This is a genomic window from uncultured Maribacter sp. (assembly GCF_947496775.1).
Classification (GTDB): Bacteria; Bacteroidota; Bacteroidia; order Flavobacteriales; family Flavobacteriaceae; genus Maribacter_B.
In genome coordinates this window covers 84,635-97,708 of the sequence record NZ_CANMDU010000001.1, presented here as the reverse complement: position 1 = coordinate 97,708, position 13,074 = coordinate 84,635, and the positions used below count along the sequence as shown (strand labels likewise).

At 33.1% G+C, this 13,074-nt stretch carries 10 protein-coding genes, 1 tRNA gene and 1 pseudogene; 7 read left to right on the top strand and 5 right to left on the bottom strand.

The features are described 5' to 3' along the window. The first annotated feature begins 195 nt into the window (after positions 1–195). Both Q0856_RS00475 and mobB read left to right on the top strand, forming a co-directional pair. Entirely contained in the window at positions 196–723 is a 528-nt protein-coding gene (locus Q0856_RS00475) for a BfmA/BtgA family mobilization protein (RefSeq protein WP_298501577.1), read from the top strand. Position 724: 1 nt separating this feature from the next. Continuing rightward, positions 725–1,363, top strand: a pseudogene (gene mobB / locus Q0856_RS00470) (MobB family relaxase); the annotation flags it as partial. 65 nt (positions 1,364–1,428) lie between these two features. On the opposite strand, the gene Q0856_RS00465 reads toward mobB, so the two are convergent. Together Q0856_RS00465 and Q0856_RS00460 are read right to left on the bottom strand one after the other, a co-directional pair. Beyond that, positions 1,429–2,679, bottom strand: coding sequence for a site-specific integrase (locus tag Q0856_RS00465; RefSeq protein WP_298501575.1), 1,251 nt, complete (start codon positions 2,677–2,679; stop codon positions 1,429–1,431). A gap of 234 nt (positions 2,680–2,913) precedes the next feature. Next, positions 2,914–2,987: transfer RNA gene (locus tag Q0856_RS00460), tRNA-Arg, on the bottom strand. A gap of 233 nt (positions 2,988–3,220) precedes the next feature. Between Q0856_RS00460 and Q0856_RS00455 the strand changes: the two genes are divergently transcribed. Further along, positions 3,221–4,219, top strand: a complete 999-nt coding sequence (locus Q0856_RS00455) for a LacI family DNA-binding transcriptional regulator (RefSeq protein WP_298472859.1) — start codon at positions 3,221–3,223, stop codon at positions 4,217–4,219. Positions 4,220–4,222: 3 nt separating this feature from the next. Beyond that, positions 4,223–4,735: an adenine phosphoribosyltransferase gene (locus Q0856_RS00450; protein ID WP_298472856.1), complete on the top strand. Its 513-nt coding sequence runs from the start codon at positions 4,223–4,225 to the stop codon at positions 4,733–4,735. Here the strand turns inward: Q0856_RS00450 and Q0856_RS00445 are convergent. Then, complete coding sequence (locus Q0856_RS00445) at positions 4,732–4,884, bottom strand: SsrA-binding protein (RefSeq protein ID WP_298501573.1); 153 nt, start codon at positions 4,882–4,884, stop codon at positions 4,732–4,734. The two genes, Q0856_RS00450 and Q0856_RS00445, sit on opposite strands and share 4 nt — an antisense overlap. A gap of 81 nt (positions 4,885–4,965) precedes the next feature. After that, positions 4,966–6,738 (bottom strand): DUF885 domain-containing protein, encoded by a 1,773-nt coding sequence (locus Q0856_RS00440; protein ID WP_298501571.1) that lies wholly within the window; start codon positions 6,736–6,738, stop codon positions 4,966–4,968. Positions 6,739–7,303: 565 nt separating this feature from the next. On the opposite strand from Q0856_RS00440, the gene Q0856_RS00435 reads away from it, so the two are divergent. Next, positions 7,304–8,245, top strand: a complete 942-nt coding sequence (locus Q0856_RS00435) for a calcium/sodium antiporter (RefSeq protein WP_298472849.1) — start codon at positions 7,304–7,306, stop codon at positions 8,243–8,245. Between the two features lie 163 nt (positions 8,246–8,408). Beyond that, entirely contained in the window at positions 8,409–9,548 is a 1,140-nt protein-coding gene (locus Q0856_RS00430; protein WP_298501569.1) for a glycerophosphodiester phosphodiesterase, read from the top strand. A 77-nt stretch (positions 9,549–9,625) separates the two neighbouring features. Here the strand turns inward: Q0856_RS00430 and Q0856_RS00425 are convergent, their stop codons facing one another. After that, on the bottom strand, positions 9,626–10,639 hold the full coding sequence (locus Q0856_RS00425; protein WP_298472845.1) for a glutamine synthetase beta-grasp domain-containing protein: 1,014 nt from the start codon (positions 10,637–10,639) through the stop codon (positions 9,626–9,628). Positions 10,640–10,843: 204 nt separating this feature from the next. Between Q0856_RS00425 and Q0856_RS00420 the strand changes: the two genes are divergently transcribed. Next, positions 10,844–13,030, top strand: coding sequence for a glutamine synthetase III (locus Q0856_RS00420; RefSeq protein WP_298501567.1), 2,187 nt, complete (start codon positions 10,844–10,846; stop codon positions 13,028–13,030). The last annotated feature ends 44 nt before the right edge of the window (positions 13,031–13,074 follow it).

Here is a 13,074-nt window from a genome sequence, read left to right as displayed (position 1 = left end):
GGAGCTTTTGTTCGCTTTGGGCGAACGAAAAGGAGAAGCAAGAGGGTAACACGCAGAGCGATGTTATGTTTATATTTTATTTTTAAGGTATTGATAATCAAATAAATACAATATTTAGTAAATATCAAGATTTTAGAGTTTGCAGCAAACAGCTGCAAAGCCTCTATAAACAGGTGATTTTTTACAGCAAAAAGAATGGGAGAATTTTCAAAATATCATTTTTCGGCTATTAATGTCAAGAAAAAAGTAGCGCTTAGATTTAGGAAGTTTTCGAAAGAGATATCCAAATCTAATACGGAAGCTTTGGAAGCCATGCTTAACTTTTTTCATTGGAATAGCCTGCATCCCAATGACGATTTGGGGGTAAAGAATGACGGTACAAAAAAGCGAATCAATGCACTTATAGCTATCGTAAAAAATATTGAAAAACACCAGACCAAACCTACCACTGCCATGCTGCAAACTTTATTTGAAGAAACCACCAATCTTGAAAAGGAAGAAGAGAGTTTTGATTTTGAAACTCCAAACGTAATTACAGAAAATGAAGAACTCGATTATTACCGGAAGGAATATTTTAAAGTAAAAGAAAACTACACTGCACTACAACAGGATATGCAGCATATCCTAAATAAAATACAGTATGTAAAGAGCAACTTTGGAAGTGGATACTTTAAAGTGGAAATGGACAGGACAACATTGGAGGCATTAAAGAAAAAAATATAGCATGTATATTACTATATCACCACATAAAACAGGCGGAAACTATGCACAGAGTGCAGGAGATTTTGTTGCCTATCTAGAAAAAGAAAACGAAGAAAAGGCGATAGGGGATTACGAACATTTTTTTAATCAATATGGAGAAGAAATTACAGCTGCAGAAGTCATAAAAGAAATAGATGGTAACACGGCAAAACTAAAGAAAACGGAACCTAAGTTTTATTCCATTACGATTAATCCAAGCCAAAGGGAACTCCAACATTTACAAGATTCTAAAACGGAATTAAAAGCGTATACACGAGAATTGATGAAAGATTACGCTAAAGCTTTTAACCGCTAGATAGAAGGACGAGCTGTAATGGTAGAGGATATTAAATACTATGGTAAAATAGAACAAGTGCGCACTTATAAAGGAACGGATAAGCAAATACAAGAAAACCAACCGTATGCTACAAAAATATTGCAGCTTAAAAACGCACTAAGAGAGATAAGACAAGGCGTTTCTATTGGGGATATCAAAAAAATAGAAAGCAAAATCGCCAGATTGGAAAAGGAAGCACCACACCAACAAAACGGAAAGCGGATTGTTCAAGGCATGCAAAAGGATGGCAACCAAAGTCACATCCATATTATTGTGAGTAGAAAGGTGGTTTTGAATTCTAAGCTTTGAAAAAAAATGCTTCTGATTCTCTCAGAAGCATTTCAAAATATCTAATTCTGTTTTTCTTTAAGAAAGTTGGGGATATTTATCTTATTCATTAGTGTCTGCATGTCCTCACTTACTTTTCTCTCCACTACTCTTGCATATATTTGTGTAGATGCAATTTTTGAATGCCCTAACAATTTAGAGACGGTCTCTATGGGAACACCATTACTTAAGGTTACAGTTGTGGCAAACGTATGTCTAGCCATATGGAAAGTAAGATTTTTTTTTAGGCCAACTGCTTTTGCAATCTCTTTGAGATAAAAATTTACTTTTTCATTCGTAATTACTGGAAACAATGTTTCTGTAATTTGTGTCATTGGATGGTTGTGATACTTATCTATTAGTATTCGAGCTTTAGCGAGCAAGGGTATTTTTACAGGAGACTTGGTTTTTTGACGATTTGTAAATATCCAATCATTGCCATCAATACCTTTGATAATATTATCATTAGATAAGCTCATTAAGTCAACATAGGCAATACCTGTATAGCAGCTAAAAACAAATAAGTCCCGTACTCTTTCAAGTCTTGCAATTAAGAAATTATAGGTTTCGATATTGGATAATTCGTTTTCAGTTAAAAACGGGCGTTCTCTTTTTTCATAAGTAGGTTTCCACCTAACAAAGGGATCTTTGTCTATCCATTCTATGTGATAACCAAGAGTTATGATTTTTCGAAACCTTTGAATATGTTTCATAACCGTATTATTGCTCATTGCTTTGGGGTGTCCCTTAGGCCAAAAGCAAATTAGAAAATTAGCAAAATCGCAAATAAATTTGTAGTTGAGTTCTTTCAAAAAAATATCTGAAGTATTTAATACATTGTTTAAATACTTGTTAAGGTATCCTTCAGTTACTCCAAAATTCCTCAAGGTTCCGACGGCTAATGTTTTTTCAGTTTTTTTGTTGTGATATTCAAGAAGGTTTTGAAGAGTTTTAGAATTATCACTTTCACCTAAATATTCAGCCTTGATTAACTCAGCGGTAATTAATTGCCCTTTAAATTTTAAATCTTGATAAAGTTGCACGAGCTGTGCATGAACTTGGTCTAAATAAGAATTTAAAGCCCTTGTCGTTTCACTGTTCCCTTTTGCTCGCTGTCTTTTTGAATCCCATACTCTAACATCAACTTGCTGTTTTAAGCTAATGTTGACTTTTTTTCCATTTACTGTAATTCTGGCGTACATACCGGTTAGGTTATTTTTGGCACGAGTAGAGTATGCCCAAAAAAGGATTGCAAATGTGTTTGATGTTCTCATAGTTGTTGTCTTTTAAATTAAACATTTAGTAAGACGAAAGTCAAATCAACTATACTGAGTAGCTTGTGTGTTCACAAATCAAATCGTCAACAATGTTGACGGTCTAAATTTTTGTTGACGGTCTGTGACCTTTTTACATCAAATCAAATCAATTTAAATGATGGCCCAAAAACTAAGAAACCGCGCAAATCATAGGATTTGCACGGTTTTGAAACTTTTTGTAAGTTTTCGTTGTGACCTCGACAGGATTCAAACCTGTAACCTCTTGAGCCGTAATCAAGTGCGCTATTCAGTTGCGCCACGAGGCCATTATAGTTCCCTTTAACGGGCTGCAAATATATTTCTTTTTATAATTATGACAAAAGAAGATTGGGTAAAATATTTTAAAAATTGCTACATTAAACTAATAAATGTAAATTTCGTCCTTAATACTAGAGATTAACCCTTATTTCTGTTGTATTTTTGGGAATCATTGTTAAACTATGACTAAATTAGTGTGGTTTAATTAGAATAAGTAAACGTTACATCATATCTGTACTTTATGAAGAACACTACCTTAAAGGATCTTTCTAAATTGTTAAATCTATCAGTTTCAACAATTTCCAAAGCTTTAAATGATAGCTTAGAGATAAGTGACATCACTAAGAATAGAGTAAAAGAAGCTGCTAGAAAAACAAATTATAGGCCCAATCCTTTGGCTTTAAGTCTTAAAAAAGGAAAAAGCAGAACTATTGGTGTGGTTATACCAAGTGTATTAGATCGGTTTTCTGCGAAATTATTTATCGGTATAGAAAAGGTGGCTTATTCTAAAGGATATAATGCCATTCTCTCCACATCTAACTATAACAAAGAAAGAGAAGCTCATAATATTGATATTCTTATAGAGAAGGGAGTAGACGGAGTTATCGTTTCTTTAACGGATGACACATTAACTTTAGGGGATTATAGTCATATAGAGAGAGCTAGGAATAGAGGTATTTCTGTGGTGTTAGCTAATAAAGTACCAGAGGATTTAGGGATTAATAAAGTTAGTATAGATTTTTACAAAGAGGCTTGTAACGCAGTTAAAAATTTAGAAATAAGACATAAAAATTCTGTAATAGTAGTAGATTCTTTTTCTAATGAAATGTATTTAGATAAACGTAAAAAAGGCATTGTAGATGCATTAGAAACACATCATGGAATTACGGATTTTAAAATAATGAAATCTAATGGCGAAGAATCCTTTGCTAGTGAAGTGGTTGCAGAAGCTAAAAAAGCATTGAACACAACATTAATTGTTATGAATCAGTATCTTCTAGAAACTATATTAGTTTATAAGGATACTAGAAAACTGTTAGATAAAGAAGCATTATTTATTTATGGTTTTTCTAATAGGAAATCTACTTTTGAAGCTATGAAAGGAGTGAAGCCAATTTCGCAAAGGGGAAAATTCTTAGGAGAAAAATCGGCAGAACTTTTAATAGAGCAATTAGAAAACTATAAAGAAGGAGTGCATACTATTTCTTTAGATAGTATTGGTAAAAAAATATATGAATAACTTTTGGATTTAAACACCTACATAAGAGATATTAAAGATTATCCTAAAGAGGGTATTGTTTTTAAGGATATAACGCCACTTCTTAAAGATGCGAAGGCGTTACACTATGCAGCAAGTGCCTTGAAAGAATTGGTGAAAGATGTAAAAGTAGATAAGGTGGTAGGTATGGAAAGCAGAGGTTTCTTTTTTGCGCCTATTTTAGCAAGAGAATTAAACGCTGGTTTTGTTCCTGTAAGAAAACCTGGGAAATTACCATCTAGAATAATTAAGGAAACTTATGAGTTAGAATATGGTACAGATACTTTAGAAATACACGCTGATGGTATTTCTAAAGGAGAAAAAGTACTTATTCATGATGACGTCTTGGCAACAGGAGGTACTGCAGAAGCTGTTTGTAAGTTGGTAGAAAGGTTAGGAGGGGAAATTGTACAATGTAATTTTCTGCTAGAGTTAGATTTTTTGAAAGGAAACAAAAAATTAAAGGGATATGAAATATCTTCTTTACTGCATTATTAATCTAGAGCTCTGGTAGTAATCCAATAGCGCCAACCTATAATAGCTAACTGTAGCCTAGATGCTTTTGAAAGGTCTAGTTGTTTTTTGGAATAGGACGGGAGTATTATTCTATTCATTTTAGCCAAAAATTTAAAAAATACAAGTTTCATAAGAAATACTTTTTCTTAAAAATAAGGTAAAACAATAAACCTCGGCAATCGCCGAGGTTTTATTTTTGGTGAAATTAATATTTATTCATTAATCCATTTATTAATTTTTTCTTCTAGTAATGCTAATGGAACACAGCCGGTTTCTAAAATTTGATTGTGAAATTCTCTAATGTCAAATTTATCTCCCATAGCTTCTTGGGCTTTTTTTCTAAGTTCTTGGATTTTTAATTGTCCTATTTTATAGGATAATGCTTGTCCTGGATTTGCCATGTAACGTTCAATTTCAGAGGTGATACCTGCTTCGGATTCCGCTTCATTGTCCAAAGAATATTGTATAGCTTGTTCTCTGGTCCAGCCTTTAGAATGTAATCCTGTATCTACAACTAAGCGAACTGCTCTATGCATTTCTGCTCCTAACATTCCAAAAAGTTGATAAGGGTCGGTGTATAATCCTAATTCTGACCCTAAAGACTCACAGTAAAGAGCCCATCCTTCGCCATAGCCGCTGTACCATAGTGTTTTTCTGAACTTTGGTAATATATTGCTTTCTTGTGTAAGTGAAATTTGATAGTGGTGCCCAGGGATAGCCTCATGTAAAAATAAAGATTCATCCGAATAGGTATTGTATTTTTCTACTTCAGGAATTGGCGTGTAGAAAATACCTGGCCTAGTACCGTCTAAAGACCCTGGGTTATATTCGGCGCTTGCAGAATTTTCACGAAAAGATTCTGTGCGTCTAACCTCAAAAGGAGTTTTGGGTTTTACATCAAAGAGTATTTCTATCTGCGGTTTCATTCTTTCATGAATAGCATTAAAATTAGCAATAACTTCATTAGGGTCATTAAAGGGCATTAGTTCTTTACTACTTCTTACAAAATCGAAAAAAGCTTTTAAGTCTCCTTTAAAACCTACTTGCGCTTTAATTTTTTCCATTTCAGCACGTATTCTGGCTACTTCTGTTAAACCTAATTCATGAATTTCGGAAGCTGTCATGTTTGTTGTTGTGTACTTTTTAATTTGATGCGCGTAATATGCGTCGCCATTTGGTTCTCCTTGAATACCACTTGTTTCTCGGCCAGCATTTAAATATTCAGTACTCATGAATTTGTGTAGTTTTTCATAAGCAGGAATAACTTTATTAGTCACCATGTCTTTGTAGGCATCTGTTAATTCAGATTTTTGAGTATCGGTAAAATTATCTGGTAGCTTGTTTATAGGCTGATAGAATAAGTGTTTTTCTATATTGGAGTTGGTGAGCGAATTTAGTTGCGGTATAACCTTTGCTATTAAGGATTTAGGTAAAACATGACCACTTTTTATTCCCTCTTTCATTCTTTGCTCAGCACTAGACATCCAATCTAGATATCCTTCAACTCTTAGGAGCCATTTTTTATAATCTTCTGTGGTGTTAAAGGGTTGGGCGCTACTTCCACTTGCCAGTTGTCCCATAAAGAGGTTAGGAGACCACATTTGGTCAATAGGGGTAAGATTCGCATTAAAGTTAAATTCATCTAGATTAATAGTGCACTCCCAGGCTAAAATAGATTTACTTAATTGTTCGCTTTGTGTTAGGCTTTCATTTGGAAAAGAATCTAATTGTTTTTTAAAGTATTCAAAATGAGCTTTTGATTTGGTAATGTTTGCTTCAGAAAGATTATCAATAAAAATATCATTATACCTATAATCACCTGCCGTAGTAGCATTAATAGGATTTAGTTTAAGACTTTCTTCATAATAGTTGTTGAGTAACGTAGCAAAATCGTCTGATATGTTTATTTCAGCTTTTTTAGGTTCTTCTGTACAGGAATAGATAGTTGCAAGAAAAATTACGAGTAATTTCAATTTGTTGTTCATTTTAATATGTCTTTTAATTAGTCGCTGAAAGATAATTAAAAAGAAAAGACTGCCCAATGACAGTCTGTTTTTATATAGGCCTATATGATACTACTTGAGCAATAAGGATAATTACTGATAGAATAATTAATAATAAAAATTTTGCGAGCGTGATCATATTTTTTTTGATTTTAAAAGGTTAATAAAAAAGGAAGTAATAATCGATTATTCAATCAATATATATAAATTAAATATTCACTTACAAGGAATTTTAGTTAAATCGATATAATTAAATGCATATATGTAACTAATATGATGATTATGATATCAATATTTTATACATTCTCTTCATTTATGTTTTTAAATGTAATTTTATTATTAAATTATAGTTATATTCTGTAATAAATGTAGAGCATATTTTGATGTAATTGTTTATTGCAAGGGCTTTTTTGTTAATTTTTGACCATTTTTTTTCATTTTCATTAATAGTGGCATATAAATTAGTGGTGTTTTTATAAAAATAAAAGGATTAAAAAGAGATGGTTTAAAGCCAAAATCTTCACTTATATTTGCACAAAATTTAAAGATGCAGAATATTTTATATATAATTTTAGGATTAACTTTATTAATTGCTGGAGGAGATTGGTTACTTAAATCGGCAGTTGCAATTTCTTATAGATTAAATATTCCTAAAATTGTAGTGGGGATGACTGTCGTGTCTTTTGCTACCTCTGCGCCAGAGTTAATCGTTAGTATTAAAGCTGCTTTAAATGGTTCTCCAGATTTAGCTTTAGGAAATGTTGTAGGTTCTAATATTGCTAATCTAGGTTTAGTTTTAGGAGTTACAATAGTATTGGGTGCAATAGATGTTAAAAAGACCTTTTATACTACAGATTGGCCAGTAATGATGTTAGCATCCTTATTGTTTTTTGGTTTTATATACACAGATGGAGTTATAGAGCAGTATGAGGGTATTATTATGGTAGTATTTCTTTTTGCCTTTTTAGTTTATTTGTTACGTTTTCAAAAGAAAGCTGTTGAAGAAGATATGGATGAGGAGGATGAAACTCCTTTAGAGTTATACAAAGTAGTTTTGTTTCTGGGTATTGGCGGTGTAGCATTATGGGGGGGCTCAGAATTATTAATAAATGGTGCGGTTGGTTTAGCAACATTATATGGGGTTAGTGAACGTGTAATAGGTGTAACAGTTGTTTCTGTAGGAACAAGTATTCCGGAGTTAGCAGCTTCTATTATTGCAATATTAAAAAAGGAAAAAGCAATTTCCGTAGGGAACTTAATAGGGTCTAATATTTTTAATTTATTGGCAGTATTGGGTATAACCTCTATTATAACACCAATTACCGTTGTTGATCAAGGGTTGTTAGATTTTGATATCTTTTGGATGTTGGGTATTTCTTTTCTTATCCTCCCTTTAGTTTTTGTTCCAAAAGGCTTGCGATTAGGTTGGAGAGATGGGATATTACTTTTAGGAATATATATAACCTTTGTTTATTTAACAGTCTCTTAAATAAATAACTTCAGAGTATTTAAACTTTTATTCTCGAGTAAAGTTAACTTATGGTTTCTAAAATTTATTAAGGAAACCTAATAGTGTTAATTGCGTAATATTAGATTATAAATTCGTTAATATGGGTTTTGTTTTTTTATGGTAATCTAAAACTATGATTATTATGAAAAACCTAAAATTAGTATCCGTATCAATTGTAACCCTTATGTTGGGTTTAAATTCTTGTCACAAAGTGGACGATTTTGTTGGGGGAGGACCTTCTGGAGGAAAACAAGATAAACCTCTAGTAATTGCGCACAGGGGAGCACAATCTATCTACCCAGAGCACACTTTAGAAGCTTATGCTAAAGCCATTGAGTTGGGGGCAGATTTTATTGAGCCAGATTTAGTAATGACAAAAGATGGGGCCTTGGTAGCTCGTCATGAACCTTTTATTTCCGGAACTACAAATGTTGCCGATATGCCGGAATATGCACATTTAAAATCTACTAAGAAATTAGATGGTAAAGAAATAACTGATTGGTTTGTTTCTGACTTTACTTTGGAAGAAATAAAAACCTTAAAAGCTAAACAGGCTAGATCGGACAGGTCTAATCAGTTTGATAATTTGTATTCTATACCAACCATCCAAGAGATAATAGCTTTGGCTAAATCTAGGAAAACCACATCTGGGAAAACTGTAGGTATTTATCCAGAAATGAAACATCCTTATTTTCATAGCCAATTAGGTTATAATTTTGAAGATGCATTATTAGAAGTGTTAGAAAAAGCAGGGTGGAATTCTTATGAAGCACCAGTTTTTGTTCAGTGTTTTGAAGTAGCTCCTTTACAGTACATAAATACAAAATCTACTGTAAAATTAGTACAACTAATATCTACGTATAATGTGAATGCAGATGGCTCATTAGATTTTAATGTTCCAGCAGGAGATTTTATTTCTTATGCAGCGCCATACGACTTTTATGCTAATGGAGATACTAGAACGTATGAATTTTTTACAACAGAAGAAGGAATGCGTTATACTGCTAATTATGCAGATGGCATAGGTCCATGGAAACCATTTATTATATCTTTTGCAAAAGATGAAGCAGGTGATATTACTATTTTACCAAAAACGAACTTTATAAGTTTAGCACATAAATATGATTTAAAAGTGCACCCTTATACTTTTAGAAATGAAGATGTAAAGTGGAGTAATGGTAATCATGAAAGTGAGTATCATTTATTTTTTAACGCAGGAGTAGATGGTGTTTTTACAGATTATACAGATGAGGCTGTAAGAGCTTTGTCCACTTGGAAATAAAGTGTTAACATTTAATAACTAAAAAATCTCCTTTGCATATTGCAAAGGAGATTTTTTATAGTATAAAATTGTTAAGATTATTTAACTGGTTTAACAGTTTTGATAATTCTTGCAGCAATTTTGTATGGGTCTCCGTTTGAAGCTGGACGACGATCTTCTAACCATCCTTTATATCCTTTTTCTACAGCGATAATTGGAATACGAATAGAAGCTCCTCTATCAGAAACACCCCAAGAGAAATCTTTAATAGAAGCAGTTTCGTGATCACCAGTTAAACGTTGCTCGTTATACTCTCCATAAACTTCAATGTGTTCTTTAGTTACAGGACGGAAAGCTTCACAGATTTCAGCGTACTTTTCTTTAGAACCACATTCTCTCAAGATTGAATTTGAGAAGTTAGCGTGCATTCCAGAACCATTCCAGTCTCCTTTGATTGGTTTTGGGTGGTATTCAATGTACCATCCGTACTTTTCTGTTAAACGGTCTAATAAATATCTAGCAATCCAAATTTCATCGCCAGCTTTCTTAGCTCCTTTAGCAAACAATTGGAATTCCCATTGTCCAGATGCAACTTCTTGGTTAATTCCTTCAAAGTTTAATCCAGCATCAATACATAAGTTAGCATGCTCTTCTACGAAGTCTCTTCCGTAAGTGTTTTTTCCACCAACAGAACAGTAGTACATACCTTGAGGTCCTGGGTAACCACCGATAGGGAATCCTAAAGGTAATTGAGTTTTTCTATCCATGATAAAGTATTCTTGCTCAAAACCGAACCAGAAATCGTTATCATCATCTTCAATAGTAGCACGACCATTAGACTCATGTGGAGTTCCATCGGCACTCAATACTTCAGTCATTACTAAATATCCATTGATACGAGCTGGATCTGGGTAGATAGCAACAGGCTTTAAAATACAATCAGAGGCTCCTCCAGAAGCTTGTTTTGTTGATGAACCATCGAAAGACCAGTTTCCTAATTCTTCTATTGTACCTTGGAAGTTTTCATGCTCTTCTACCTTAGTTTTACTTCTCAAATTTTGAGTTGGCTTATAACCATCTAACCAAAGGTATTCTAATTTAATTTTTGCCATAATATTATTATTGTAATTCTTTTAGATTCGAACAAAAATATGTTTTTTGTCCTTATCTTCTAAATTTCAGGGGGGTAAATCTGTTGAAAGTATGTATTTTTTCTTTTTGCCCTAATTTTTACAGGGGAAATTGTTAAATATCTAATTTTTGATAGTAATTTTGATATATTTTTAAAATCAATTATTTATTTAGAACAAGAAATTATGTCTAAAATTCGATTTGAAGCAATTTCAGAAAGTGCAAAAAGAGAGAGTAAAACGATAGAAGAGAGTGGAAGAAGGTCTGAGTTATTTTGTGCAAATGTTTTTAATGAACATAAAATGTTGCAATATCTTACCAAGGATGCTTTAGAAAGTGTGCAAGGAGCTATTTTTTCTGGAACAAAAATAGATAGGAAGATTGCAGACCAAGTTGCAGAAGCCATGAAAGCTTGGGCAATATCTATGGGGGCAACACATTATACGCATTGGTTTCAGCCTTTAACAGGTAGTACGGCAGAAAAACATGATGCTTTTTTTGATTTATTGCCAGATGGAACTGCTTTGGAAAAATTTGGAGGAGGACAATTGGTACAGCAAGAACCAGATGCTTCTAGTTTTCCTAGTGGAGGAATAAGAAATACTTTTGAAGCTCGTGGTTACACTGCATGGGATCCCACATCTCCAGCATTTATATATGGTACTACACTATGTATTCCAACCGTTTTTGTGTCTTACACAGGAGAGGCTTTAGATAATAAAGCTCCTTTATTAAGAGCACTACATGCCGTAGACGAGGCAGCTACTGCTGTGGCTAAATATTTTGATAAAACTGTGGCTAAGGTTAATGCTACATTAGGCTGGGAACAAGAGTACTTTTTAATAGATAAAGCTCTAGCGCATTCTAGATTAGATATTGTTTTAACAGGAAGAACATTAATAGGCCATACTGCTGCAAAAGGCCAACAGTTAGATGACCATTATTTTGGTGTAATTCCTAATAGAGTTTTAGGTTTTATGAGCGAATTGGAACAGGAGTGTACTAAATTAGGCATACCTGTAAAAACCAGACATAATGAGGTTGCACCAAATCAGTTTGAATTGGCTCCGGTTTTTGAAGAGGCAAATTTAGCGATAGATCACAATCTTTTACTGATGGATGTAATGGAGAAAGTAGCCGATAAACATGGGTTTAAAGTACTTTTTCATGAGAAACCTTTTGCAGATATAAATGGTTCGGGCAAGCATAATAATTGGTCTTTAGCTACAGATACTGGCGTTAATCTTCTTAGTCCAGGTAGTACCCCAATGAAAAACCTACAATTTTTAACCTTTTTTGTAAATACCATTAAAGCGGTAGATACGTATGAGGAATTGTTACGATCTTCTATTGCATCGGCAAGTAATGATCATAGATTAGGAGCAAACGAAGCTCCGCCAGCAATATTTTCGATATTCGTAGGGTCTCAGCTAAGTAGGGTTTTAGATGAGCTAGAGGGGGTTTCGCAAGGAAAACTTTCTCCAGAAGAAAAAACGGAATTAAAGCTTAATGTTGTTGGTAAAATACCAGAAATTTTACTAGATAACACCGACCGTAATAGAACTTCTCCTTTTGCTTTTACAGGGAATAAATTCGAAATGCGTGGGGTTGGTTCTAAAACCAATTGTGCGAAACCAATGACTATAATAAATACTATTGTAGCAAAACAATTGAGAGACTTTAAAAAAGAGGTAGATGCTCTTGTTGATAAAAAGAGTCTTAAGAAGGATGAAGCAATTTTTAACGTTTTAAGAGAGTATATAAAGACATCAAAACGAATTCGTTTTGATGGAGACGGGTACAGTGAAGATTGGGAAAAGGAGGCGAAAAGAAGAAAATTAAGCAATAACAAAACTACTCCTGAGGCATTAAAAGTACTTACTAAAAAAGAAACTTTAGAGCTTTTTAAAGTTACTAAAGTAATGAGTGAGGTAGAGGTAAAGGCAAGACAAGAGGTAGAGCTAGATACTTATATTTTACACTTACAAATTGAGGGTAGAGTTTTAAATGAGCTGGTGTATAATCATATAATACCCGCTGCGATAGAATATCAAAATAAACTAATGCAAAATGTTATAGGTTTAAAAGATATTTATGGAGCAGCACATAAGAAATTAGCAGATGGACAACTTACTATTTTAGAAGAAATTGCCGAACATATGGTTTCTCTTAAAAAGTTGACAGATAATATGACCGATGCACGGAAAAAAGCAAATAAGCTAAAGGAAAGTGCTAAAAAAGCAAATGCTTATTGTGAAAATGTGAAGCCTTATTTTGATGAAATTAGATACCATTGCGATAAGTTAGAGCAATTAATAGACAATCAATTATGGCCATTAACTAAGTATAGAGAGTTGTTGTTCATTAAATAATGTAGATAAAGTATTAATTATAGTTTACATCTTTAAGGTTTCTG